The sequence below is a fragment of the Algicella marina genome (assembly GCF_009931615.1).
GTDB lineage: Bacteria > Pseudomonadota > Alphaproteobacteria > Rhodobacterales > Rhodobacteraceae > Algicella > Algicella marina.
On the sequence record NZ_CP046620.1, the window covers coordinates 788,194 to 812,937 of the forward strand.

The window sequence follows — 24,744 nt, forward strand, 5'->3', positions numbered from 1 at the left end:
TGAGGTCCGGGCCAGCAGCAACGCTGGCCCGGACCCGTTATGCGACGGCAGATTGGATGAGCGGGTAAGGGGTTCGGAATTGGCTGACGAGAGATCGCTGCTGCAGGTACGGGCGCTGCGAAAGACGTTTCCGGGGACGGTGGCGCTGGACGATGTCGATTTTGACCTTCGGGCCGGGGAAGTGCACGCCTTGCTGGGCGAGAACGGCGCCGGAAAATCGACACTAATCAAATGTCTGACAGGGGCATACCGCAGAGATGCGGGAACCATCGCCATGGAAGGCCGTGAGGTTTCGCCGGAGAGCACGCAGGATGCGCAGGATCTGGGCATCGGCACGGTCTATCAGGAAGTGAACCTGTTGCCGAACATGAGCGTGGCAGAGAACCTGACACTAGGCCGCCAACCGGGACGTTTCGGCATCGTCAATCGACGGGCACAGTTGCGGGATGCAGAAGCGATGCTGGACGGCTATGGGCTTGATATCGATGTTCGTAGAGATCTGTCCAGCTATTCGATAGCCATACAGCAGATCATTGCCATAGCCCGCGCTGTAGACCTTTCGGGGAAGGTGCTGATCCTGGATGAGCCGACGGCGAGCCTCGACGCGCGCGAGGTGGCCATGCTGTTTGACGTGGTGCGTGGGCTGAAGGAACGAGGATTGGGGATCGTGTTCATTTCTCACTTTCTCGACCAGGTTTTTTCCATTTCCGATCGAATGACTGTGCTGCGAAATGGCCAGTTGATTGCGACCGAGAATGCCGAGGGGCTGGACCGGGTACGGCTGGTGAACCTGATGCTCGGCCATGACCTGGAAGAAGTGGAACGCCGCCGACCGGAACGTAAGGAAGCGGGTGCGGGAGGCAAGGCGATCACATTCAATGGCTTTGGCCGGCGCGGCCATGTCGAGCCGTTCGACCTGCGGATCGAGGCCGGAGAAACTCTTGGCATGGCGGGATTGCTGGGTTCCGGCCGGACGGAGACAGCGGAGGTAATGTTCGGCAGCGCAGTAGCCGATAGTGGTGAATGCGTCGATGGAAACGGCCCGGTGCGATTGAATTCGCCGAGAGCGGCGATTGCCGCGGGGTTCGGGTTCGCGCCGGAGGACCGGAAGACGGACGGAATCGTTGGCGATCTGAGTGTGCGGGAAAACATTGTGCTGGCGCTGCAGGCGCGGCGCGGTTGGGCGCGGCCCTTGCCGCGTGCGGAACAACAGCGATTGGCCGACGAATACATTCGCAAGCTCGATATCAGGACACCAAACAGCGAGAAGCCGTTGGGCCAGCTTTCCGGTGGCAACCAGCAGAAGGCAATTCTTGCGCGCTGGCTGGCGATGAACCCGCGGTTTCTGATCCTTGACGAGCCGACGAGGGGAATTGATGTCGGCGCACATGCCGAGATACTGCGTTTGATCGAGGATGTGGTGGAGCAGGGGATGTCCATCCTGCTGATTTCGTCCGAACTCGAAGAGCTGGTCGCCGTTTCCGACAGGGTGATCGTCGTACGGGACCGGTCCCACGTGGCCGAACTCACGGGTGGCGACATTCGCGCCGAGCGGATTGTCGATGCGATTGCGGGGGAGACAGTACAATGATGTTGCTGCGGCGCGTTGCGCCCCAACTTCTGACCCTCTGCGCCGTCCTGGCGCTGACGGTGATGGTCTTTCCCGGCTTTCTGCAGATCGAATTGGTTGACGGCCGCTTGGTGGGCAGCCTGATCGACATCCTGAAACGTGGCGCACCGGTCGCATTGTTGGCGATTGGCATGACACTGGTCATCGCGACCAAGGGCATAGACCTGTCTGTCGGTGCGATCATGGCGATTTGCGCAGCCGTCGCTGCTGCCTCCGTCGCCAATGGTTTGGGACTTTTCGCGGCACTGGCACTTGCGATGCTGGCCGGGCTTGCGTGCGGGCTGTGGAACGGACTGCTCGTCGCACTGCTGGGCATCCAGCCGATCGTGGCTACGCTGATCCTGATGGTGGCCGGTCGTGGGGTGGCGCAGCTTATTACCGAGGGACGAATACTGACTTTTTCCCACGAGGGGCTGGCGTTCATCGGTTCCGGCGACCTGCTCGGTCTTCCCGTGCCGTTTCTGATCTGGGCGTTGGCCGGTGTAGTTGCCGGGCTGATTGTCCGACGGACGGCGCTGGGAATGCTGATCGAGGCTATCGGGGTCAATATGCGGGCCAGCCAGTTAGCTGGTATCAATGCGCGTGTGCTTTTGATCGCCGTCTACATGGCATCAGGCCTGTGCGCCGCCATCGCCGGCGTGATTGTCGCCGCCGACATTCGTGGCGCGGATGCAAACAATGCGGGGCTGTGGCTGGAACTCGACGCGATTCTAGCAGTGGTGATCGGTGGAAACTCGCTGCTCGGCGGCCGGTTTGCGATCCTCGCCTCACTGATCGGTGCGATGGTTATCCAGGCGATCAACACGGGTATCCTGCTCGCCGGATTTCCGCCAGAGTTCAACCTGGTGATCAAGGCGGGGCTGATCCTGACGATCCTGGTCCTGCAGTCGCCGAGCTTCGGTGAGGTGATGGCAAAAGCGCGGTTGCGGCGCGAGGCGGCACTTGCAAGATCGACTTCGCGGCGGGAGGTGGCGAAATGAACGCGCGGGCCCTGCCACTCTATGCCACCATAGGCATCTTTCTCGTGGCCTATGCGATCTGCTACAGCCAGTTTCCCGCGATGCTGTCGACACGCGTGATCGGTAACCTATTGACGGATAATGCGTATCTCGGCATCGCCGCGGTGGGTATGACGATTGTCATCATCTCTGGCGGCATCGACCTGTCGGTGGGCTCCGTCATCGCTTTCGCTGGCGTATTTATTGCGGTGATGCTGCGCGACACGAGCCTGCATCCTGTGGCGGTATTTGCGTTGCTTCTTCTGATCACCACGGTCTTCGGAGCGTTCATGGGAGGAATGATCCACCTTCTGGAGATGCCACCTTTCATCGTGACGCTTGCGGGTATGTTTCTCGCGCGGGGCGCGGCCTACCTGCTGACGATCGATTCAGTTCCCATTGACCATCCGGTATTCGAGAGCCTGCAACGGGCATATTACCTGATGCCTGGAAAGGGGCGACTGACGCTGATCGGCGTCATAATGCTGGCCTCGGTGGTTGTGGGGATGATCGTGGCGCATCGCACGCGGTTCGGTGCGAATGTTTTCGCACTGGGCGGCGGCGTGGCGACGGCGCGGTTGATGGGCGTCGCGGTGGGGCGGACCACGGTGCTGATCTACGCATTCTCCGGTTTTATGGCCGGATTGGCAGGTATCGTCTTCGCAATCTATACCTCGGCGGGCTATCCTCTGGCCACGGTGGGTGTCGAACTCAACGCCATCGCGGCGGTAGTGATCGGCGGAACGTTGTTGACAGGGGGTAGTGGATACGTGCTTGGCACGCTGATCGGAGTGCTGACAATGGGCCTGATTCAGACCTATATCGTGTTTGACGGTTCCTTATCCAGTTGGTGGACGAAGATCGTGATAGGTGCGCTGTTGTTCCTTTTCATCGTTTTGCAGAAAGGGCTTCTGCGGCTTGGTCAAGGGCGGCACGGTGTTCGCCCTGTTTCGGCATGACTGGCCTCTTACGGGAAGGGCTTGAGGCCAATCTGTTGCGCAACTCTCATGCGCAAGTGGTCGATACGCTTGGGCGGGAAATCGTTGCAGGGACCATTGCCGAGGGCGATATACTGCCACGCGACGAAGATCTCGCCGCTCGGTTTGGTGTGTCGCGAACCGTGTTGCGCGAGGCGATGAAAACTCTCGGGGCCAAGGGCATGGTTGTGGCGCGGGCGAGGATCGGCACAAAAGTCACCTCTCGCAGCCGGTGGAACCATTTTGACAGCGATGTGCTGGGCTGGTTTCTGGACAGTGGTGTCAACCGCCAGTTCCTGCATGATCTGTTTCAGATCCGCCAGACAATCGAGCCATTTGCGGCTTCGCTGGCGGCGGAAAAGGCGGGGAGAGAGGCAGTTGCTGCAATGCGCGATCATGTACGGGAGATGGCGGAAGCAGTGGATGACAAGGCCTTCGCTCTCGCCGATCTGGCGTTCCATCGCAAGATACTAGAGGAGTCCGGCAACCCGTTTCTGTTTTCCGTCGGAGGTCTGATCGAGGCGGCACTGTTGACGACCTTTCGCCTGAGTTCGCCCGCAGAGAAGGACGAGACGCAGGCGACGGTGGCCGCCGCCCACGGGCTGGTGGTTGATGCAATCGAGGCGGGAGATACCGAAGCGGCCTCAGTGGCCATCCGGGAGGTCATCGGCTTCGGCATGGACAGGCTTCTCGACCAACTCGACTGAGGGTGCCTCAAACGCCGATTGCCAGCCGGATTACGTAGGCGACGATACCAAGGGTGAGAACGCTTGCGAGCCAGATGCCGATGAACCAGGCCCATTTTCTGAGCAGGTCCTGGCGCATCAGTGATAACCTTCGGACGGGTCGATCTTGCCGCGGAAAACCCAATAGGCATATGCGGTATAGGCGAGGATCAGTGGGACAAGCACCAGAGCGCCGACCAGTGCGAAGGCAAGGCTGGAATCAGGTGCCGCTGCCTGCCAGATCGTTAGCGAAGGCGGTACCATCATCGGGTAGAAGCTGATGCCGATGCCGATGAAGGAGACTACGAAAAAGCCGAGCGCCGAGAGGAACGGCTGCGTGTCTCTACCTCTCGCCAGGGCCGTGAAGAACGACCATGCAAGGCCAAGCATCAGGATCGGCACACACAGCGACCAGGCGCTGCCCGGCAAACTGAACCAACGACTGAAATAGACTGGCTCCAAAAATGGAGTGGCGACGCTGACCACGCCGATGAGTACGAGTGTTGCGATGCCGAGAACCCTCGAATGCCCCTGCATCCGGTCGTGGATTTCGCCTTCCGTCTTCATAACCAGCCAGGTCGCACCAAGCAGGGCGTAACCGACCACCACCGCGAAGCCGGTCAGGATTGAAAATGGCGTGAGCCAGTCGAACCAGCCACCGGCATAGGCGCGATTTTCGACTTCGATACCCTGCACCAGGGCGCCGAGAGCAATGCCCTGGCAAAGGGCAGCGACAAGCGAGCCGCCGATAAATGCTTTGTCCCACACATGTTTCCAGCGGTGTGTGCGCCAGCGGTACTCGAAGGACACGCCGCGAAACACCAGTGCCAGCAGCATGAGCGTGATGGGCATGTAGAGTGCCGGCATGACAACGGCATAAGCAAGCGGGAAGACGGCGAACAGCCCGCCACCGCCAAGTACCAGCCAGGTCTCGTTACCGTCCCAGACGGGGGCAACAGTGTTCATCATCAGATCTCTTTCGCCTTCGTTTCGGGCGAAAGGGAAGACAATGCCGATTCCAAGGTCGAAACCGTCGAGAATTACGTATACAAGCACTGCGAAAGCAATGAGTCCGGCCCAGATGAATGCGAGATCGAATACCATTGCCGTCACCTCATCCCTTGCCTGAGCCATGTTCGGCCTGAAAGCCGGGCGTAATGCCAGCCGCACGCACAGGGCCTTCGTCGAGTTCCCGGTCCTTTGTAACAGTCGGTTGGTTCATCAGGCGAAGGATGTAAAACGTGCCCGCCCCAAAGATGAAAAAATATACGACGATAAAGGCTATCAGCGAAGCGGCAACCGCCGGAGCATCGACAGGTGCCAGAGATTCCGATGTTCTGAGCAGGCCGTAGACGGTAAACGGCTGGCGTCCGACCTCGGTTGTGATCCAGCCCGCCAGCACGGCGACAAATCCCGTGGGCCCCATGACAAGAACGATACGATGTAGCCACGTATCGTCGAACAAATGGCCGCGCCAGCGCTGAAGCCCGCTCCACAAGCCTACGGCGAGCATGGCGAACCCGAGGCCGACCATTACGCGGAAACTCCAGAACACTATGGCGACGGGCGGCTGATCTTCGAGAGGAATGGTGTCGAGACCGTCCAGCGGCGCTTCCCAGTGATGCTTGAGAATAAGCGAGCTGAGCTTCGGTATCTCGATGGCGTAGTCAACGGTGCGGGTTTCGGAGTTGGGTATGCCGAAAAGGATAAGTGGTGCGCCATCGGGATGGCTGTCGTAATGCCCCTCCATGGCCATAACCTTGGCCGGCTGATGCTCAAGCGTGTTCAGGCCATGGGCATCGCCCGCGAAAATCTGGATCGGTGTAACGATAAGAGCCATCCACATTGCCAATGAAAACATGCGCCGCGCCCGTTTGTCGCCGCGATCGCGTAGCATGTGAAGGGCACCTACAGCGCCGACGACAAAGGCGGTCGTCAGGTAGGCGGCGAGAACCATGTGAACGAGACGGTAGGGGAATGACGGATTGAAGATGATCTGCCACCAATCCTCCGGCACGAACTGGCCGTCCGCGTTGATCGAGTAGCCCGCAGGAGTTTGCATCCAGCTGTTCACGCTGAGGATCCATGTCGCCGACATGAGTGTGCCGAATGCGACCATGGCAGTGGCAAACATATGCAACCGCTCGCCAACACGCTCGCGCCCGAAAAGCATGATGCCCAGAAAGCCGGCCTCCAGGAAGAAGGCCGACAACACTTCATAGGCCATCAACGGCCCGATCACCGGGCCGGCCTTGTCGGAGAACACGGACCAGTTGGTGCCGAATTGGTAGGACATGACGATGCCCGACACGACGCCCATGCCGAATGCGACGGCGAAGATCTTTTTCCAGTACTTGAAGAGATGCAGATAGGTTTCGTCGCGGGTCCGCATCCAGAGTGCGTTGAGCACGGCCAGGTAGCTCGCCAGCCCGATCGAAAAGGCAGGGAAAATGATGTGAAATGAAACCGTGAACGCGAACTGTATCCGCGCGAGGGTTTCGGCACCGTAGCTTTCGATCATGGTCGGCCTCTTGGCCTGAGATTCCAGGCATCAGCTTGAGAGCACGACTCTCTTCTACTTCCCATGGTTGTCGAGTCTAGACTTGCAGGGATGCCTTTCAACCGGAGCCGTGCCGGTATTTCTTCTCGCCTTCGCCATTGGACCTAGAAGGTTTTGGCGGGTCTGTCTGACAACTTATTGATAATACTTTCATTTTCTGAAGCTTTCGGGCGAAACAATCGCCGATTAGACGTCATTTCCCGTGCACGGGGGAGTTCTGTGGCACGTGGCCGCAGTCAGGCGAGCACCTACTTAGGCTGCAGGCGGGAAGCGCCGTCGAGGCGGATTGTCTCGCCGTTAAGATACCGGTTTTCGACGCAAAATCGCACGGTGTCGGCAAATTCCGACGGATCACCGAGGCGACCGGGAAAGGGAATATTGGCGGCGAGGGCTTTTTGGGCATCCTCTGGGAGAGTATGGAGGAGCGGCGTTAAAAAAATGCCCGGCGCGACGACGTTCACTCGAATTCCGAGACGGGCAAATTCGCGGGCGGCGGGAAGTGTCATGGCGACAATTCCACCCTTCGACGCGGAATAGGCTACCTGTCCGATCTGGCCCTCGAAGGCTGCAACAGATGCGGTGTGAACGAAGGCACCGCGTTCGCCGTCCGCCATGGGATCAAGTTCCTGCATCGCGGCAGCGGCGAGTCGCATGACGTTGAAGGTTCCGACGAGGTTGACACGAATGACACGCTCGAAACTGTCCAGTGGCATCGGTCCATCGCGGCCGACAACACGAGCAGCCGTGCCGATACCCGCACAACTGACGACGATGCGGGGCGCGCCGTGAGCCGAGACGATGCCTTGCAGGGCGGTTGTCATATCGCCCTCCGATGCGACGTCGGCTGCTACGGCGACGCCGCCGATTTCTTCCGCGACCATCTGTGCGCGGTCTGCATCCACGTCTATCACGCCGACTCTTGCGCCGGATGCTGCCAGCATCCGTGCCGTCGCCTCGCCTAATCCGGAAGCGCCGCCGGTGACCATTGCGGATGTACCGTCGAGTTGCATGTCAGGTCTCCCCGCTGTGAATGACCCTCGGGTCGTCTGAGAACGCAGTAGCGACTGCGTCCTGCCTGTTTCGCAACACCGCCCGCTGGTTGACCGATCCCTTGTCCGTGACTTCGCCTTTGTCGAGATCGAGTGGATCGACGAGGAACATGGCACGGGTGACCCTTTCGGAAGAACCGCCGGCAGCCGCGTTGTAAGATGCCAGCAGGTTGGCAATCCTTTCGCGAATGCCGGGATCGCCGGTGAGCTCAGCGTCCGACATATCCGTTCCACCCGGGACATCGCGTTCCAGTGCAGGACGGAAGGGTATCAGTAATGCGGCGAGTTCCGGGTGACCTTCGCCGGCGATCACCACATCACGGGCGAGCCCCTGAAGAGCATCTATGAGCTTGGCCCGTACAGCCCCGACACTGACCCATGTGCCGGTAGCAAGCTTGAAATTTTCGGCCGTGCGCCCGTCGAAGAAAAAGCCCCGTGACGGATCGGACTCGTCGGCGAAGCGCAGGGCATCGCCAAAATTGTAATAGCCTTCGTCGTCGAAGACCTCTTTGGTCAGGGGCGCGTTCTGCCAGTAGCCCGGTGTGACCGACGGCCCCTTGATGCGCGCTTCCCATTTGCCGTTGGCGGGGACAAGCTTCAGTGTAAGTCCCTTGGCGGGAATGCCGACATTGCCCGGCCGGTCATTGGGTTCGGTGCTGAACAGGGCGAAAGGTGCCGTCTCTGTGGAGCCGAGGCCGGTCGACAGCAGGATGCGGGACCCCGTATGCCTTATCGCCAGCCGGTCCAGTTCCGCCCATGTGTGTTCCGCCATGGCCGCGCCTGCATACATCATCAGCTTCAGGTCCGCGAAAAAGCTATTGGCGAGCGCCGCATCCTCGCGCATCGCCTCGACCAACATCTCATAGCCAATGGGAACATTGAAATACCAGGTGGGTGAAACGTCTCGCAGATTACGGATGGTTTCTCCGATCAACTGTGGTGTCGGCTTGCCGCCATCAAGATAGAAGGTTCCGCCGTTGTAGATCGTCATGTTGAAGACCTTGTTGCCGGCGGCGACGTGGTTCCACGGGGCCCAGTCCAGCAGCACGGGAGGTTCGTCGTCGAAGTAGTGATAGCAGTCGCGGACCATTTCCATGTTGGCGCACAACATGCGTTGTGTCTGAATGACGGCCTTCGGTGATCCGGTCGTACCAGAAGTGAACATGAACTTGGCGATAGTGTCCGGCCCCGTCATCTGGTTGGCGTCATCGACGGCCGGCGTGACAGGTGTGTTCAGAACGTCCTCCCACGGGACAGGACCGCCGGTGACGCAAAGGTGATGCTTTTCCGGAAAAACTGCATCCATTGCCGGGGCGAAGGCAGAAAGATCCTCTGCAAAAACCGCACCGGGTGTAATCTGGTCAGCGATCTGACGCAGCTTGGCGAAACCTGAAGACGCAGAGCCGGAATAGGCGGGAGCCAGAGCGGCTGAGGGTATGCCGACATATTGGGCGCCAAGTGCGGCCAGAGCATGAGCGACTGAATTGCCCGAGAGGATGATCAGCGGTCTTTCGACGCCGAGGCCGAGGTCGAGCAGGTACTGGCCTATGGACCTGATGTGGGAGAGCATCTCCTGATAGGTCACTCCGTGCCAGTCTCCGCCATTCTTTCGCTCGGCCATCCAGACGCGGTCAGGCGCTGATCCGGCCCAAGTGTGGATGCGGTCCGAGAGCCTGGCCGGATAGGCGGGCAGGGGGGCTGTCTGCCAAACGAGCACGGAACCGTCCTCGCGCTTCTCCCACTCGACCTCTGCCTCCCAAAGCCGCACAGGTCTCAATGGCGTTTGATTCATCGCTCTCAATCCTCCCGTAAAATTTGTTTACATGGAAACTGTTTCCCGAGATAGTATTTTGTGAGGGAAGAATGAGAGAGTCGCTGTGAACGCTGGCATGAACTATCTGAAGGTCGAAAGACGAGGCGATGTGGCCGTCGTGGGCCTGAATCGACCTGATAAGCGGAATGCGATTTCCGATGCCTTCGTCGAGGAGTTGGCTCTGGCCGTCAACGAAGCCGAACAGACGGCAAAGGCTGGCGTGATTCATGGCATTGGTCCGCATTTTTGTGCGGGGCTTGACCTTGCCGAGCACGTGAAGAAGACGCCTTTCGAAGGGGTGCACGGCTCCCGCCGTTGGCACGAGGTCTTTGCGAAGATCGAGAGGGGCAAAATGCCGTGGGTGTCGGCGCTCCACGGTGCGGTTGTTGGTGGCGGGCTCGAATTGGCGGCATCAACTCATGTTCGGGTGGCCGACGAGACGGCTTTCTTTGCCCTGCCGGAGGGGCAGCGCGGCATTTTTGTCGGCGGTGGCGGATCTGTTCGGGCCGCGCGCCTGATGGGGGTGGCACGAATGACGGACATGATGCTGACCGGTCGATCCGTCGATGCACGGACGGCAGAGCAGTGGAACCTTGTCCAGTATGTCGTGAAAGAAGGGTGCGCCCTCGACAAGGCGGTGGAGCTTGCAGCTGCAGCGGCGGGCAATGCCGAGATATCCAACTACGCAATCATCAACGCACTTCCGCGGATCCAGGACATGGGTAGTGATGAGGGATTGTTCTTCGAAAGTTTCATCGCCTCTTTTACGGCCACAAGCCCGGAAGCGGAGGCAAGGCTGAACGCGTTTCTGGCCAAGAAGGCCGGAAAGGTCAAGCGACCGGGAGAGTCCGGATGAATGGCCCCGTAGGTGAGCAGATTGGTGACGCGGCCATCGAATTGGGGGAAGTCGGTTCCTCGCTCGGCTTCCTGCTACGCATGGCGCAGGTGAAGGTGTTCGATCAGTTCTACGACAAGCTGGCGGGGCATGGGTTGAAGCCCGGCGAGTTTACCCTGCTTTGGGTGATCGGCATGAACCCAGGTGTGAGACAGGGCGAAATCGCGCGCCGATTGCAGATAAAGCCAGCCCACATGACAAAGCTGGTTCAGCGCAATGTCGATGCCGGTCTGTTGGACCGGCATGTACCGGAAGACGACCGCCGCGCGGTGAATCTGGTGCTTACCAACGCCGGGGAGGAGTTCGTGGCGGAGAAGAAGCCAGAGTTCCTGAACTTCATCGAACTGGAAAAGATCACGCTGACGGGGCGTGAGTTCGAACAGTTGATAAGCCTACTGCGCAAGTTCAACGGTATGGAGTGCAGGGCGTGATCGACTTCAACAAGGTCCGGGCGATAGACATTCACACTCACGCGGAAGAACCGTGCTGTGGAACACGCGATGATGGTTATGACGACTTTCAGGCCGGCATGGCAGCCTATTTCAAGAACCCGGCCGGCGCATCCGGCATGTTGCCTTCAGTTCAGGAGACTGCGGCCTACTACAGGGAGCGCAATATTGCGGCGGTGATCTTTCCTGTCGATGCGGAGAGGGAAACTGGCTTCAGGCGCTATTCCAACGATGATGTGGCGCAGATATGTGCCGAGAACGACGACATTCTTATCCCGTTCGCATCCGTTGATCCGTGGAAGGGAAAAATGGCGGTTCGGGAGGCAAGGCGTCTCGTTGCGGAATACGGTATCAAGGGCTTCAAGTTCCACCCGACGATGCAGGGCTTCTTTCCCAACGACCGAATGGCATACCCGTTGTACGAGGCAATAGAGGAAGCCGGCGCCATCGCTCTGTTTCACACCGGCCAGACGGGCGTGGGCTCGGGAATGCCGGGCGGCATGGGGATGCGCCTGAAATTCTCTAACCCGATGCATGTAGACGATGTTGCCGTCGATTTTCCCGATCTCGGGATTATTCTCGCGCACCCCAGCTTTCCCTGGCAGGAAGAGGCGCTGTCCGTCGCGCAGCACAAGCCGAACGTGTACATAGATCTCAGCGGGTGGAGCCCGAAATACTTTCCTGACATCCTGATCCGGTATTCCAACACCTTGCTGAAGAAGAAGATGCTTTTCGGGTCGGACTGGCCGGCTATCACGCCTGATCGCTGGTTGGCAGATTTCGAGAATGCCGCTTTCCGGGATGAGGTTCGCCCACTTATCCTGAAGGAAAATGCACGCAGGCTACTGAACCTGTGAGGGCCCAAAGGGAGGATAGAGGAATGAGAAGTCTGAAAAGGACGCTTGCCGCAGCATTCGCTGTATCGACGGTCGCACTGGCCACGGCGGTCGACGCGCGTGATCTGCGCGTCGCACCGGCCGCACCACCCGCTCACCCGGCAAATGGTGTGATGTATACAAATTTTCTGAAATACCTGCCGGAGGAATCAGATGGCAGGCTGACGGGCACAATGCTCGGTCCGGAAGTGGTGAATCTGACGCAGATGAAGGATGCATTGCAGAGCCAGGTTGCAGAGATCGGCAACCTGCTGCCGCTCTATTTCCCTGCGGATTTGCCGATGATGTCCGTCACAGGTCAGGTGTCGCTGATCGGCAAGAACCCGCAGGCGATGGGTGCGGCCGTAACAGAGTACATCGTCAACTGTACGCCGTGCCAGGAAGAGATGCGCGCGCTCGGCTTCGTGTTTCTCGGTTCGGGGGCGTCGGATGTCTACGAATTCATTACCACGAAGCCAGTGCGCACCGCGGACGACCTGAAAGGCCTGCGGTTGCGTTCCGGCGGTGCGCCGTGGGGACGTCTGGCGGAGAAATTCGGTGCCGTACCGGTGCAGATGTCAGTCTTCGATCAGTTCGAAGCTATGAGCCAGGGTACGATCGACGGTACGATGGCGTCCGTCGGTGATCTGCTGGCATTCCGGTTGGTGGAAGTAGCCAAGAACATAACCTTCGCACCCATCGGGATGTATATCTCCACCTCGAATTTTACGACTTCCAAGGCAGCTTGGGACAGCCTCTCTGTCGAAGACCGGGCCGCGCTGACCCGTGCAGCAAACCGGGCGAACGCCGACTTCACGCACCGCTGGGGCACCGAAATACCGGAGATTGCGGAAAAGGCTGCGCAGGATGCCGGCATCGAGATGGTGGAGGCGGATGCATCGCTCGTGCAGGCAATCGAGGAGTTCGTCGAAGCTGACATCGAGACCGCCGGGACCTTCAGCCAGGAACAGTTTGGCATTGCAGATGCACCAGAGCAAATCTCGGCCTTTCTTGAACTGGTGGATAAATGGGAAGCGATCGCTGACGAACTTGACAGCGATCCGGCCGCGATGACCGAGCGTGTCTATCAGGAAGTCTGGTCGAAGGTAGACTACGCGACCTACGGCGGCTGATAGCGACATACGCCGACCGGCGCAGATGCCGGTCGGCGATTCTTCTGAAAGTTTGGCTAAGTGCGATGCGGATGATCTTGCGCATACAGGACCTACTATTTGCCGCGTTGGCGGTAATCGGCGCTGTCGCAATCCTGATGCTGATGGTGCATGTTGTCACCGACGTTGTAATGCGCAACGTCGCGAACCAACCTGTTCCGGCGACTTATGAGATCGTGACCAATTACTACATGGTCGCGCTGGCGTTCATTCCCCTGGCCTGGTTGGAGAGAAGTGGCGGCATGGTCAATGTCGAGGTGCTGGAGGCAGCACTCACTCCGCGGATGATATGGTATTCTGACAAGTTGGTGGCACTGATATCGACGGCAATCTACCTGGCGCTGGCTTGGGTGACATTCGCGGCTTCGTTGAAGACTTTTGCCGCGGGTACATTTGTGCTGGCACAGACAGTGCCGATACCGACATGGCCTGCGTATTTCCTGCCGCCACTAGGCTTTGCGCTGGCGTCGGTGACCACTGGTATCCGATTGTTTGCACCGTTTGGCCAGGAGACGGTGGAATGAGTGTTTTCACCGGTGTCATGGGAGTGGTGTTCCTCTTTGTCCTGCTGGCAGCCCGCGTGCCGGTGGCGCTGGCCCTGATCTGTGTGTCTTTCGGGGGCGTCGCATCCCTGCTGGGTGTGACCCCGGCGATTGGCATACTGTCGAACACGCCGGTTTCCTTCGTTGCGAACTGGACACTCTCCGCGGTGCCGATGTTTCTGCTCATGGGGTTTGTTGCGTTTCATTCTGGATTGACGGGGGGGCTGTTCGACGCGGCCAAGGCACTGCTCCGGCGTGTCCCCGGAGCGTTGGCGATTTCCTCGATATTTGCCTGCTCCGGCTTCGCTGCCGTTTGCGGCTCTTCGCTGGCCACTGCGGCCGCAATGGGCCGGATCGCGGTGCCGGAGATGGTTCGCGCCGGTTATGCGCCAAGTTTCGCGACCGGGGCGATTGCTGCCGGCGGCACTATCGGTGCGCTCATCCCCCCCTCGATTCTGATGATAGTTTACGGTGTGTTTGCCGAAACCTCGGTTACCAAGGTATTCATGGGCGGGATCACTATCGGGATTTTGACGGCGTTGCTGTACTCCGGCGTCGTGCTTCTGACATGTTGGCTGCGCCCCGATATCGCGCCCCCCCGCCCGCTGGAAGCGGACCCTGTGAGCACCCGCAAGGCGATTGCCAATGTTTGGCCAATCCTTCTGTTGATGGTGCTGGTTTTCGGCGGTTTGTTCTCGGGTGTTTTCACGGCCACGGAAGCAGGCGCCGTCGGGGCTGTCGGAGCGATCTTGATTGCGGTGGCGATGGGCAGACTGACGTTCGAGCGGTTTCGTGTGGCCCTGATCGAGACGCTGACGACATCTGCATCCCTGTTTATCATCGGTGTTGGGGCATCGATGTTCACCCGGTTCCTGGGCCTTACAGGCCTTACAGGTAGCCTGTCGGCCTATGTTACTGGTGCGGAGCTCGGCTACTTCCAGCTTATGCTGGTGGTCGTGGTGCTGTACCTGGTGCTTGGCATGTTCATGGAGCCATTCGGGGCTTTGCTGATCACCCTGCCGGTTTTGCTGCCGATCTTCAGGCAGGAAGGGATCGACCTGATCTGGTTTGGCGTACTGGTTGTCAAATTGCTCGAAATTGGCATGATCACACCGCCGGTGGGACTGAATGTCTTCGTGATCCGAAACGTCGCCAGCGAGTATGCCAGCGTGGCGCAGATATTCCGCGGCGTAATTCCGTTCCTGCTCGCCGATATCGTTGTAGTGATCATTGCCATTCTTGCGCCGTCGCTGATCCTTTTTCTGCCGTCGCTGATCTGAGGTCGGCATGGGGTTTGCACAAGATGCCGAGGCGATGCAGGAAGCGCTGGCCAGCACACCCGGATGGCAGGAAGTCGCCGGCGATCGGTTCGATGACGCTACACTGTCGGCCATATTTTCCGAGGCAGTCAAAGTGGCCGAGGTCGAAATCGCGCCGCTGAACGCTATTGCGGACAGAGTAGGGGCCCGGATTTCCGAGGGGCGAGTGACGACGCCTGCGGCATTCCGATCTGTCTTCACCACGCTTGCCGACGGTGGCTGGCTCAGCCTTGAACATGACGCACGCTTGGGCGGGCAGGGCCTACCACTTACTGTCTTTGCCGCGGTGAACCCGTTGTTCGAACGGGCTTGCCCGGCATTCATGATGGTGGCGGGCGGCACGCGCGCGGCAGCGATGATGCTGTCGGAATGGGCCGATCCCGAGACTCAGTCGGAGTGGGTGCCGGAGTTGCTCGCCGGCCGGAGGTGCGCGACAATCTGCATATCCGAGCCTGAGGCCGGTTCTGATGTCGGCAGGATCAGAACGCGAGCGGAGCGCGGATCTGACGGACGGTGGCAGGTCAGCGGGCAGAAGATCTGGATTTCTTTCGGCGATCACGACATCCGATCAAGGATTGGCCACTGCCTTCTGGCGAGGACTGGCGACAAGCCCGGCACGCGCGGCCTCAGTCTCTTTCTGGTGGAAAATGGGCCGCAAGTGGTGACCGAAAGGATCGAAGAGAAGCTTGGGCTGCATGGATCGCCGACATGTGCGTTGCGGTTCGAAAAGGCCCCCGCGACGCTAATTGGGTCGGAAGAGGGCGGCCTACGTCAATTGTTTACGATGATCCGCCACATGCGGCTTACTGTTGCATGCCAAGGCCTTGGTGTCGCACTCGCCTGCCATGATGCAGCCGCCTCATATGCGCAATCTCGCAGGCAGGGCGGATCCGCGGATGCGCCGCCTGTGGCCATCGTTCAGCATCCCGATGTGCGGCGGCAGTTGCTGGAAATGGAGACGGACATCTCGTTGTTTCGGCTGGCGTTGTTGCAGACAGCCGTTGCCGCTGACCTCGCACCTGGCGATGCGGGCATGGCGCGCCTCTGCGGGTTCCTGTTACCCCTGATCAAGAATTTCGGTGCCGAACTGGCGTTCGACACGGCTGCACGGTCGATCCTCGTTCTTGGAGGGGGGGGCTTCATGCAGGATTACCCCGCGGCGCAGGCTCTGCGCGACGCACGGGTATTCGCGATCTATGAGGGGACGACCGGCATGCAGGCGCAAGATTTTGTGATGCGCCAGTGTATCCGGAACGACGAAGCCGCGCTGCAAACTTTTGTTGAAATCGCACGGGCGGAATGTGCGGGACAGAAGCAGGCAATTGAAGTGATTGAGACCTTCAAAGCGTTCTTCGATCGGGAGGTTCGCGATCAGAAGGAGTTTGCGCTGATGGCCATGGCTGAGCCGGTGATGCGTGCCGGCTGGTGTGCTGTGAAAGCGTGGCTCTCCGGCCGGATGGCCGATGAAATATGCCGGATACACTTTCTTGCCACGGCGGAAGCGGAGATTGAGGTTCATTTCGCCAAGGCACGCTCTGCCGCGCGATTGCTGGGCCAATAATTGGCGTGGCTGAGGGCGCCTCACCGGTTTTGGAAGAGGCACATACAACTGACAATTGGGGCTGCGCCATCAAAATAGGCAAATTGGCGTAGTGTGTCGGGCAAAGACGCGATGATGTTCACTCTTCTTTTGGCAATTGGTGGGCATCACCGATAGCGTTAACACTAGACGGAACGCATGCCCTTCTTCCGACAAATCGAACCGGCGTTCCAAGAGCCGTTTCGAGGCCCTACGGACTTGCGGGACAAATGAAAAGGGTATACCGCCGTATACAAATCGAAGTGCCGGATACCGTGAGTGGTTGTCGGCATCAGAAAAGACGCCAATTCAGTCAGCCACTGGGACACACAATGAGCCTTTATTCGGATTACCTTGACGAGATCGAAACGCGCAAGGAGCAGGGGCTGCAGCCCAAGCCGATTGACGATGGCGCGCTGACGACGGAAATCGTTGCCGAGATCAGGAAGACAGACAGTCGGCATCGGGCTGACTGCCTCCGCTTCTTCATCTACAACACCCTGCCCGGAACCACGAGTGCCGCGGGAGAAAAAGCGGCGTTCTTGAAGGAGATCATCCTAGGCCAGGCGATGGTGGAGGAGATCACACCGGCGTTTGCATTAGAGTTGCTGTCGCACATGAAGGGTGGGCCGTCGGTTGAAGTGCTACTTGATCTCGCTCTGGGTGACGACCCAGTAATCGCTGGCCAAGCTTCAGAAGTGCTCAAGACGCAGGTGTTCCTGTATGAGGCCGATACCTCGCGGTTGAGAGAGGCACACGAAGAAGGCAAGGCAATCGCCACCGACGTCCTGCAGAGTTACGCGAAAGCCGAATTCTTTACTAAACTGTCGGACGTCGAGGACGAGATCGAGATCGTCACCTACGTCGCCGCCGAGGGCGATATTTCTACCGATCTGCTCTCGCCCGGAAACCAGGCACATTCCCGGTCCGACAGGGAACTGCATGGAAAGTGCATGATTTCGGAAAGGGCTCAGCAGGAGATCGAGGCGCTGAAATTACAATATCCAAGTAAGCGGGTAATGCTTATCGCCGAGAAGGGAACGATGGGTGTTGGGTCCTCGCGGATGTCGGGTGTAAACAATGTCGCACTCTGGACGGGCAAGCCTGCCAGCCCTTATGTGCCATTCGTCAACATCGCCCCAGTCGTGGCCGGCACGAACGGCATTTCCCCGATTTTCCTGACGACCGTGGGTGTTACGGGCGGTATCGGTATCGACCTTAAGAATTGGGTCAAGAAGCTTGACGAAGACGGCAAGCCGATCCTCAACAACGATGGCAATCCAATTCTCGAGCAGAGATATTCCGTCGATACCGGTACTGTTCTGAAGATCAACACGAAGAACAAGAAACTCTACGATGAGACCGGCAGCGAAGAATTAGCGGATCTCTCCGCCTCCTTCACTCCTCAGAAGGTGGAGTTCATGAAAGCGGGAGGCTCCTATGCCATCGTTTTCGGCAAGATGCTTCAGACCTTCGCCGCCGAAACCCTGGGCATCGAAATGCCTCAGGTCTTTGCTCCGTCGAAGGAAGTTTCGCATGAGGGACAGGGCCTGACGGCCGTCGAAAAAATATTCAACGCTAACGCGCGGGGCGTGACGCCCGGAAAGAAGCTGCACGCTGGCTCGGATGTACGGGTGAAGGTCAATATCGTCGGCTCGCAGGATACCACCGGCTTGATGACGAGCCAGGAACTGGAAGCGATGGCCGCGACTGTGCTTTCACCTTCGGTCGATGGAGCCTACCAGTCCGGTTGCCACACAGCTTCCGTCTGGGACCAGAAAGCGCAGGCAAACACGCCGCGCCTGATGGCATTCATGAACAAATTCGGGCTCGTCACCGCGCGGGATCCGAAAGGTGTCTACCATTCGATGACGGATGTTATCCACAAGGTGTTGAACGACATTACTGTTGATGACTGGGCGATCATTATCGGTGGTGACAGTCATACCCGCATGTCCAAGGGCGTGGCCTTCGGCGCAGACTCCGGTACCGTTGCGCTCGCACTGGCGACTGGCGAAGCTTCAATGCCGATTCCCGAATCCGTGAAAGTGACATTCAAGGGTCAGATGGCCGATCACATGGATTTCCGCGACGTGGTGCATGCGACACAGGCTCAGATGCTGCAACAGTTCGGGGACAACGTTTTTCAGGGACGAGTGATCGAAGTTCACATCGCTACCTTACTTGCGGATCAGGCATTTACCTTCACGGACTGGACTGCCGAGATGAAGGCGAAGGCTTCGATTTGCATTTCGGAGGATCAGACACTCATCGAGTCGCTGGAAATTGCCAAGGCCCGGATCGCGATAATGATAGAGAAGGGAATGGAGCACGAAAACGGCATGCTGCGGAAACTGGTTGGGATCGCCGACAAGCGCATCTCAGAAATCCGCTCCGGCGAAAAACCGGCACTTCGACCGGACGAGGACGCCAGCTACTTCGCGGAAGTTGTCGTTGACCTCGATGAAATCGACGAACCGATGATTGCAGATCCGGATGTAAACAATGCGGATGTATCAAAGCGCTACACACACGATACAATTCGCCCAATTTCTTTCTACAAGGCGGACAAGAAAGTGGACCTCGGATTTGTCGGCTCCTGCATGGTCCACAAAGGTGACATGAAGATTGTGGCCCAGATGCTGCGCAACCTCGAAAAGGAGAGCGGCTCTGTGGAGTTCAAGGCTCCGCTGGTCGTCGCTGCGCCTACCTACAACATCATCGATGAATTGAAGGAGGAAGGCGACTGGGAGGTTTTGCAGAAATACTCCGGTTTTGAGTTCGACGATTTCGCCCCGAAGACTTCGGCGCGTACCGAATACGAGAACATACTTTATCTTGAGCGTCCGGGTTGCAACCTTTGCATGGGCAACCAAGAAAAGGCTGCCAAGGGTGACACTGTGCTTGCAACGTCCACCCGCCTCTTTCAGGGCAGGGTCGTGGCTGACTCGGAGACGAAGAAAGGCGAGTCCCTTCTGGCATCGACACCGGTGGTGGTCCTCTCGGCCGTTCTCGGCCGCACACCCACCATCGACGAATACAAGGTGGCGGTGGAGGGTATTGACCTGACAAAGTTCTCACCGCCAAAACAAGCGTCGATCGGCACCCGATCAATGCATTTCTGACGGATGGTTGGTCAAAGGATGTACACTCCAGGGCCGCGTTGCTTGAGGCGCGGCCTGCCTGTTGGCAATATCGCTTGAGTGTGCGGATGCGGGGTCGGCGGCGTTGGAAGGCAAGAAAAACGCTTGTGCCTTCCATGTTTTTCGATCACACGCGACGCACCGAGGTGACTGCTCAGGTCCGCTCTCCAATTTGCTGCCTTGGAGCCATGAATGCCTTTGACATATGCCGACGTAACCAAGGCTCGGTCAGCCATCGCCGATGCGACGTTGCTGACACCGACTGTTCCCGCGACGAGACTTTCCCTCCAGTTCGGCTTTCAATTGTTCCTGAAGCTGGAGAACCTTCAGCACACAAATGCCTTCAAGGCACGCGGCGCTTTGGCCAAGTTGCTGAGTCTTTCAAAGTCTGAGCGACAGGCCGGGGTGATTGCCTGCAGTGCCGGTAACCACGCCCAGGGTGTTGCCTATCACGCGACGCGGATGGGTATGACATCGGTGATCGTGATGCCGCACGGTACGCCCTTCAACAAGATCAAGAGGACGCAAGACTTTGGGGCTCGGGTCGAAATTCAGGGGCGCAGCTTCGAGGAAGCGATGGCCTTCACGCTTGAATTCGCAGAACGCGAGGGGCTGGTCCTGATCCATCCTTTCGACGACCCGGTTGTCGTAGCGGGGCAGGGAACCGTTGCCTGTGAAATGCTCGAGCAGGTGTCTGATCTCGACGTTATCGTCGTGCCGATCGGCGGCGGCGGCCTGATTGCGGGAATGGCGGTGGCGGCGAAAGCCATCAAGCCGACAGTTGAGGTCATCGGTGCACAAGCACTGTTGTTTGACGCAGTCAAAGCGCGGATCGATGGCACCGAACCACATTTTTCGGCAGCCAGCCTGGCGGAGGGAATTGCTGTCAAGGAGCCTTCCGAAGCCAATGTCGAAATCATTCGCAAGTATGTTGACCGCATCGAGACCGTCACCGAAGACGAGATCGAGAAGGCGGTGTTCGACCTTCTTTCCCATGAAAAGATCGTGGCTGAGGGCGCCGCTGGCGCAGGTCTGGCGGTTGTCGAAAAACTGGCCGATGAAATGCGTGGCAAGAAAGTCGGACTCGTTGTGTGTGGCGGCAACATTGACTCCCGCATTCTTTCGACCCTGATCCTTCGGGGCCTGGTGCGCGACGGCAGGATCGCAAGGCTGACGTTCGAGATCGACGATACGCCTGGGCAACTTTCGGAAATATCCCGACTGATCGGGGCTTCAGGTGCCAACGTGGTAGAGGTAATCCATCAGCGCATGTTCCAAAGCGTGGCGTTGAAACAGGCTGAACTCGAGGTCGTAATCGAGGCCCGTGACAGGCTGCATGTAGAATCTATCGTCGGAGACTTGCGACGGGCAGGATTTCTCGTTCGTACGGACCTAACCTGACACGCTGTGCGGTTGGGCATCGTGGACGCGATTGTTGACGCCGTCGCTTGGGCAACCAGTAGTTTTCAAGAGCTAATGCCTATTGAAGTTTCATGAATGCTTCATGAATCCGTTTAAGAGACGATCATGGTTCACTCTGAGTGGTTGAACGCTCGATATGAAATGCTTTGTGGCATGCTGAACTGACAGCCGGTATCCCAGCTAGAGTTTGCACGGAACATCTGCTTGGATTTGCTCAGTATCGAAGGTGTAAGCTTTCGTCGCTATCGCCTGATCATTGCCAAATTGCTGATTGGTTACGGGGTGCATCAACGGAACCATGGAAGCAATCGTACCTAAAAGCCAATCCCATCAATGGCAAAGTTGCGACCCTCCGTTTGCTTGGGGAGTGGTCGTTGGCAGGCGATCTGTCCTTTTACAGTGTGTTTTACTCCGCTGATCTCAGGCCCAGTCGCGGCAGACGTATTTGACTTCCGTGAATGCCTCCAGCCCCAAACGTGAGCCTTCGCGTCCCAGCCCGGACTGCTTCATACCACCGAATGGGATCGGCGCGCCTGTGACCTTGGTGCGGTTCACCGCAACCATGCCGAACCGCATTGCGCGACTGGCGCGGTAGATTCGCCGGGGATCCTGAGTATGAAGGTAGGCGACGAGGCCGTACTCTGTGGCGTTGGCTCGGTCGATGGCCTCAGCCTCGGTGTCGAAGGGGGCAATGGCCGCAACGGGTCCAAATGTTTCCTCGTGCATGATCTTCGCTTCGTTCGGAACATCTGCCAGCACGGTAGGTTGAAAGAACAGATCGCCTGCTTCATGCCTGCTGCCGCCACAAAGAACCCGCGCCCCTTTCTCGATCGCATCATCCACATGCTCATGCTGTTTTGCCACGGCACGCGCGTTCATCAGCGGGCCGATATCAGGGTCTTCGACGCCCTTGCCAACACTCAGGGCCTTCGTTCTCTCCGCAAAGGCGTTACAGAATTCGTCGTAAACGGATCGCTCGACCAGAAAACGGTTTGCTCCAAGGCAGTCCTGTCCGGAGGTTGCGAACTTGGCCTTGATCGCCTCGTCCACGGCCTGATCCATGTCGGCATCAGCAAAGACGACGAAGGGCGCGTGGCCGCCGAGTTCCAATACCAGCCGTTTGATCGTGTCAGCGCCCTGACGGTAGAGCAACCGACCAACCTCGGTCGAACCTGTAAAGGATACTGCTCGAATGCGCGGGTCTTCCATCCAGGCACCGACGATTTCGGCGGCAGCTCCGGTTACCACGTTGAAGACGCCTTTTGGCATACCGGCCCGTTCGGCAAGCCGGGCCAGCGCAAGAGCCGAAAAAGGCGTTTCGATCGAAGGATGCGCGACCACGCTGCAACCTGCCGCCAACGCTGCCGCCGCCTTGCGGGTCAGCATCGCCGAAGGGAAGTTCCATGGCGTAATCAATGCGGCTACACCGACAGGTTCGCGCCAGACCTCAACCTCGGCATCCGGCAAATGCGAGGTGACACTTTCGATGTTGGGGCGGCGCGCTTCCTCTGCGTAAAACTCGACAAAGGCGGCGGCATAATCAATTTCGCCGCGCGCCTCGGAAATCGGCTTACCCTGTTCCGCAGTCATGATCATCGCCAAATCCTCCCGGTGCGCAATCATCAGGTCGAACCAGCGGCGCAGGATTGCGGTTCGCTCCTGCGGTAGTGTCCCTGCCCAGGCAGCCCAGGCGTTTTGGGCCTCTCTGGCGGCGCGTCGGGCATCGTCGGCGTTCAGGCGTGCTACCATGCCCAACTCGGTGCCATCTGCCGGATCGGTCACCGTTATACTGTTTCCGTCATGTGCATCAGCCCAGAGACCACCGATAAATGCTTTGGATGTCAGCAGGTCAGGGTCAGCAAGTCGGGAAAGAAGCGGATGGTTGCTGTTGAGTGTCTTGGACATGTCAGCCTTCCGTAAGCAGTTGGTGGGTTGCGCACACTGTTGCAGCACCAGCCTCGAGGGTACTTCGCCGAAGAACCCGGTCATTCCAAATGTCGCTTGGCACAAGGATTGACAAATTTTCTTGATCGTTCTTGTTGAGACGGTGCTTTATCATCGCCTATCCTCTCCGGAAAAGTTGTGCACTTGTCAATTGTCATGAAACTTGGAACGATATTGTCATGACAAATTGGCTTCCAGACAAGAGCGAACTGAAGCGCCCGCGCTATCGGTCACTGATGGAAGCAATCGAGCACGCTATCGAGAATGGTCTCCTGCTGCCCGGTGATCGCTTGCCTACCCATCGTGAGCTTGCCTTTCAGCTGCAGCTAAGTGTTCAAACAGTCAGCCGCGCTTATACCCGTCTGATCGAAGCTGGCCATATCGTCGGGGAAGTGGGCCGCGGGAGTTTCGTGCGCAATCCAGCCGATGACCATGCACTGCCCTTTCCGGCGCAGCGTGCAAGCGATGAAATCGTGGACCTCGCACTGCTTAAACCAATAGTGGGCAACTTTCACAGGGATGCCATGCAAAGGGCACTGCGTCAGATCGCTGGCGATTTACCCACTGATATCCTTTCGTCGTTTCGCGCTGCTACCATTGCCGGCCGTCACGTTGAGGCAGTCGACGAATGGCTGGAACTTTGCGGAGTTCCTCCCGACGACATGACAGTGATTGCGACAAATGGCAGTACGGCGGCAATGACCGTGGCTATGATGAGTGTTGCACGCAGCGGCGATCTGATTGTTACCGAAAAAATGAGCCACCATACCGTGCCTGCACTCTGCCGGAGCCTCGGATTGCGCTTGCACGGGTTGGCCATTGACGAAGAGGGCATCCTGCCGTCCGCGCTGGATGCCGCCTGTCGCGCCGATTCTGTCAAAGCGCTGTATGTTGTGCCGGATTCCGGCCCGGTTTCCTGCACTATGGGCACTGACCGCAGGCAAGCCATTGTCGAATTGGCACGCCAATACGACATTGCGATTATCGAGAACGACGCCTGCGGCCCACTTCCGACTGGCGGTATATCTCCGCTATCGGCTCTTGCGCCGGAGCGGTCTTACTATTTCACCAGTCTCACGAAATGCCTTTTGCCGGGGCTGCGCGTGGGTTTTCTCGCGGTGCCGCATAATGCAGCCTCAACCGTCCGAGAGCGGCATATGATCACCAACTGGATGGTGACCCCGCTGATGCACGAAATCGCCACCCGCTGGATCGAAGACGGCACCGCAAGAGCATTGCTTGACTGTCAGCGAGATGCGCTGCGTGAACGGGCCGCGATTGCAGAGAAATTTTTAGGTGGTTCAAATGCCCGCATTGGCAATGCCGGCCTCCAGGTCTGGCTTCCGTGCCCCGACATCGGGTCAGAGGCGCGACTGGTTGAGCGATCACGTGAGGCGGGCATACTCGTGGCGCCAGGGTCAACTTTCTCGATCGGGCCATTGGCCTCGGAGCCGGGCGTGCGGGTTTCGCTGGGCATTTCGGACACGCAGGTGCTGAGGCAAGCGCTGCGGGTTCTGCGGTCTATCACAGGCGAGAACGCTCTCATGTATGGCCCACATCTCTAGTATTGTAATGATTTAATGTAATCATTGACTCTCAATTGTGGTGATTTCATTTTTGTAGGCAAATACCTTGGCATTATGTGCGCGTGG

The 24,744-nt window shown here is 58.4% G+C and carries 20 protein-coding genes; 14 read left to right on the forward strand and 6 right to left on the reverse strand.

Annotation, left to right across the window (positions count from 1 at the left end; all coding sequences use genetic code 11):
* Positions 1 to 79 precede the first annotated feature (79 nt).
* The 4 genes from GO499_RS03890 to GO499_RS03905 are packed head-to-tail and all read left to right on the forward strand — an operon-like array spanning position 80 to position 4,312.
* A complete protein-coding gene (locus GO499_RS03890) occupies positions 80 to 1,591 on the forward strand; it encodes a sugar ABC transporter ATP-binding protein (protein ID WP_161860957.1) in 1,512 nt (503 codons plus the stop codon).
* Positions 1,588 to 2,610, forward strand: a complete 1,023-nt coding sequence (locus GO499_RS03895; protein ID WP_161860958.1) for an ABC transporter permease — start codon at positions 1,588 to 1,590, stop codon at positions 2,608 to 2,610. Before GO499_RS03890 ends, GO499_RS03895 begins: the two co-directional genes overlap by 4 nt.
* Positions 2,607 to 3,587 carry a galactofuranose ABC transporter, permease protein YjfF gene (gene yjfF / locus GO499_RS03900; RefSeq protein WP_161860959.1) on the forward strand — a complete coding sequence of 327 codons (981 nt, stop codon included), beginning with the start codon at positions 2,607 to 2,609 and terminating at the stop codon, positions 3,585 to 3,587. The genes GO499_RS03895 and yjfF overlap by 4 nt, the downstream gene beginning before the upstream one ends.
* Before the next feature lie 35 nt (positions 3,588 to 3,622).
* Entirely contained in the window at positions 3,623 to 4,312 is a 690-nt protein-coding gene (locus GO499_RS03905; RefSeq protein WP_284154885.1) for a FadR/GntR family transcriptional regulator, read from the forward strand.
* 7 nt (positions 4,313 to 4,319) lie between these two features.
* Here GO499_RS03905 and GO499_RS03910 read toward each other — a convergent pair whose 3' ends face one another.
* From GO499_RS03910 to GO499_RS03930, 5 genes are all read right to left on the reverse strand, one after another.
* A complete protein-coding gene (locus GO499_RS03910) occupies positions 4,320 to 4,430 on the reverse strand; it encodes a DUF2474 family protein (RefSeq protein WP_161860961.1) in 111 nt (36 codons plus the stop codon).
* Complete coding sequence (cydB, locus tag GO499_RS03915; protein WP_161860962.1) at positions 4,430 to 5,434, reverse strand: cytochrome d ubiquinol oxidase subunit II; 1,005 nt, start codon at positions 5,432 to 5,434, stop codon at positions 4,430 to 4,432. The genes GO499_RS03910 and cydB overlap by 1 nt, the downstream gene beginning before the upstream one ends.
* 10 nt (positions 5,435 to 5,444) lie before the next feature.
* The gene (locus tag GO499_RS03920; protein ID WP_161860963.1) at positions 5,445 to 6,851 is read right to left on the reverse strand and encodes a cytochrome ubiquinol oxidase subunit I; all 1,407 of its coding nucleotides are present in this window, start codon (positions 6,849 to 6,851) and stop codon (positions 5,445 to 5,447) included.
* 287 nt (positions 6,852 to 7,138) lie between these two features.
* Positions 7,139 to 7,900: an SDR family NAD(P)-dependent oxidoreductase gene (locus tag GO499_RS03925; protein ID WP_161860964.1), complete on the reverse strand. Its 762-nt coding sequence runs from the start codon at positions 7,898 to 7,900 to the stop codon at positions 7,139 to 7,141.
* Position 7,901: 1 nt separating this feature from the next.
* Positions 7,902 to 9,731 (reverse strand): feruloyl-CoA synthase, encoded by a 1,830-nt coding sequence (locus GO499_RS03930; protein WP_161860965.1) that lies wholly within the window; start codon positions 9,729 to 9,731, stop codon positions 7,902 to 7,904.
* Between the two features lie 97 nt (positions 9,732 to 9,828).
* Between GO499_RS03930 and GO499_RS03935 the strand changes: the two genes are divergently transcribed.
* The 9 genes from GO499_RS03935 (at position 9,829) to GO499_RS03975 (ending at position 21,127) form a co-directional block, all read left to right on the forward strand.
* Complete coding sequence (locus GO499_RS03935; protein ID WP_161860966.1) at positions 9,829 to 10,608, forward strand: crotonase/enoyl-CoA hydratase family protein; 780 nt, start codon at positions 9,829 to 9,831, stop codon at positions 10,606 to 10,608.
* The gene (locus GO499_RS03940) at positions 10,605 to 11,078 is read left to right on the forward strand and encodes a MarR family winged helix-turn-helix transcriptional regulator (RefSeq protein ID WP_161860967.1); all 474 of its coding nucleotides are present in this window, start codon (positions 10,605 to 10,607) and stop codon (positions 11,076 to 11,078) included. Before GO499_RS03935 ends, GO499_RS03940 begins: the two co-directional genes overlap by 4 nt.
* Positions 11,075 to 11,953, forward strand: a complete 879-nt coding sequence (locus tag GO499_RS03945; protein ID WP_431309883.1) for an amidohydrolase family protein — start codon at positions 11,075 to 11,077, stop codon at positions 11,951 to 11,953. Before GO499_RS03940 ends, GO499_RS03945 begins: the two co-directional genes overlap by 4 nt.
* A 23-nt stretch (positions 11,954 to 11,976) precedes the next feature.
* The gene (locus tag GO499_RS03950) at positions 11,977 to 13,104 is read left to right on the forward strand and encodes a C4-dicarboxylate TRAP transporter substrate-binding protein (protein WP_161860968.1); all 1,128 of its coding nucleotides are present in this window, start codon (positions 11,977 to 11,979) and stop codon (positions 13,102 to 13,104) included.
* A gap of 71 nt (positions 13,105 to 13,175) precedes the next feature.
* Entirely contained in the window at positions 13,176 to 13,667 is a 492-nt protein-coding gene (locus tag GO499_RS03955; RefSeq protein WP_284154886.1) for a TRAP transporter small permease, read from the forward strand.
* Positions 13,664 to 14,965 (forward strand): TRAP transporter large permease, encoded by a 1,302-nt coding sequence (locus GO499_RS03960; protein ID WP_161860970.1) that lies wholly within the window; start codon positions 13,664 to 13,666, stop codon positions 14,963 to 14,965. The genes GO499_RS03955 and GO499_RS03960 overlap by 4 nt, the downstream gene beginning before the upstream one ends.
* A 7-nt stretch (positions 14,966 to 14,972) precedes the next feature.
* A complete protein-coding gene (locus tag GO499_RS03965) occupies positions 14,973 to 16,565 on the forward strand; it encodes an acyl-CoA dehydrogenase family protein (protein ID WP_161860971.1) in 1,593 nt (530 codons plus the stop codon).
* 350 nt (positions 16,566 to 16,915) lie between these two features.
* On the forward strand, positions 16,916 to 19,708 hold the full coding sequence (locus tag GO499_RS03970; RefSeq protein WP_161860972.1) for a bifunctional aconitate hydratase 2/2-methylisocitrate dehydratase: 2,793 nt from the start codon (positions 16,916 to 16,918) through the stop codon (positions 19,706 to 19,708).
* Positions 19,709 to 19,918: 210 nt separating this feature from the next.
* The gene (locus tag GO499_RS03975) at positions 19,919 to 21,127 is read left to right on the forward strand and encodes a threonine ammonia-lyase (RefSeq protein ID WP_161860973.1); all 1,209 of its coding nucleotides are present in this window, start codon (positions 19,919 to 19,921) and stop codon (positions 21,125 to 21,127) included.
* 441 nt (positions 21,128 to 21,568) lie between these two features.
* Here GO499_RS03975 and GO499_RS03980 read toward each other — a convergent pair whose 3' ends face one another.
* Positions 21,569 to 23,053 carry an NAD-dependent succinate-semialdehyde dehydrogenase gene (locus tag GO499_RS03980; protein WP_161863829.1) on the reverse strand — a complete coding sequence of 495 codons (1,485 nt, stop codon included), beginning with the start codon at positions 23,051 to 23,053 and terminating at the stop codon, positions 21,569 to 21,571.
* Between the two features lie 218 nt (positions 23,054 to 23,271).
* Here GO499_RS03980 and ehuR point away from each other — a divergent pair, with 218 nt between their 5' ends.
* Positions 23,272 to 24,657, forward strand: a complete 1,386-nt coding sequence (ehuR, locus tag GO499_RS03985; RefSeq protein ID WP_161860974.1) for a MocR-like ectoine utilization transcription factor EhuR — start codon at positions 23,272 to 23,274, stop codon at positions 24,655 to 24,657.
* The last annotated feature ends 87 nt before the right edge of the window (positions 24,658 to 24,744 follow it).

Excerpts from the sequence above, each read along its gene's own strand:
- GO499_RS03895 (WP_161860958.1), top strand. The coding sequence starts at position 1,588 with ATGATGTTGCTGCGGCGCGTTGCGCCCCAACTTCTGACCCTCTGCGCC.
- yjfF (WP_161860959.1), top strand. The coding sequence starts at position 2,607 with ATGAACGCGCGGGCCCTGCCACTCTATGCCACCATAGGCATCTTTCTC.
- GO499_RS03910 (WP_161860961.1), bottom strand. The coding sequence starts at position 4,430 with ATGCGCCAGGACCTGCTCAGAAAATGGGCCTGGTTCATCGGCATCTGG.
- cydB (WP_161860962.1), bottom strand. The coding sequence starts at position 5,434 with ATGGTATTCGATCTCGCATTCATCTGGGCCGGACTCATTGCTTTCGCA.
- GO499_RS03920 (WP_161860963.1), bottom strand. The coding sequence starts at position 6,851 with ATGATCGAAAGCTACGGTGCCGAAACCCTCGCGCGGATACAGTTCGCG.
- GO499_RS03925 (WP_161860964.1), bottom strand. The coding sequence starts at position 7,900 with ATGCAACTCGACGGTACATCCGCAATGGTCACCGGCGGCGCTTCCGGA.
- GO499_RS03930 (WP_161860965.1), bottom strand. The coding sequence starts at position 9,731 with ATGAATCAAACGCCATTGAGACCTGTGCGGCTTTGGGAGGCAGAGGTC.
- GO499_RS03935 (WP_161860966.1), top strand. The coding sequence starts at position 9,829 with ATGAACTATCTGAAGGTCGAAAGACGAGGCGATGTGGCCGTCGTGGGC.
- GO499_RS03940 (WP_161860967.1), top strand. The coding sequence starts at position 10,605 with ATGAATGGCCCCGTAGGTGAGCAGATTGGTGACGCGGCCATCGAATTG.
- GO499_RS03950 (WP_161860968.1), top strand. The coding sequence starts at position 11,977 with ATGAGAAGTCTGAAAAGGACGCTTGCCGCAGCATTCGCTGTATCGACG.
- GO499_RS03955 (WP_284154886.1), top strand. The coding sequence starts at position 13,176 with ATGATCTTGCGCATACAGGACCTACTATTTGCCGCGTTGGCGGTAATC.
- GO499_RS03960 (WP_161860970.1), top strand. The coding sequence starts at position 13,664 with ATGAGTGTTTTCACCGGTGTCATGGGAGTGGTGTTCCTCTTTGTCCTG.
- GO499_RS03965 (WP_161860971.1), top strand. The coding sequence starts at position 14,973 with ATGGGGTTTGCACAAGATGCCGAGGCGATGCAGGAAGCGCTGGCCAGC.
- GO499_RS03970 (WP_161860972.1), top strand. The coding sequence starts at position 16,916 with ATGAGCCTTTATTCGGATTACCTTGACGAGATCGAAACGCGCAAGGAG.
- GO499_RS03975 (WP_161860973.1), top strand. The coding sequence starts at position 19,919 with ATGCCTTTGACATATGCCGACGTAACCAAGGCTCGGTCAGCCATCGCC.
- GO499_RS03980 (WP_161863829.1), bottom strand. The coding sequence starts at position 23,053 with ATGTCCAAGACACTCAACAGCAACCATCCGCTTCTTTCCCGACTTGCT.
- ehuR (WP_161860974.1), top strand. The coding sequence starts at position 23,272 with ATGACAAATTGGCTTCCAGACAAGAGCGAACTGAAGCGCCCGCGCTAT.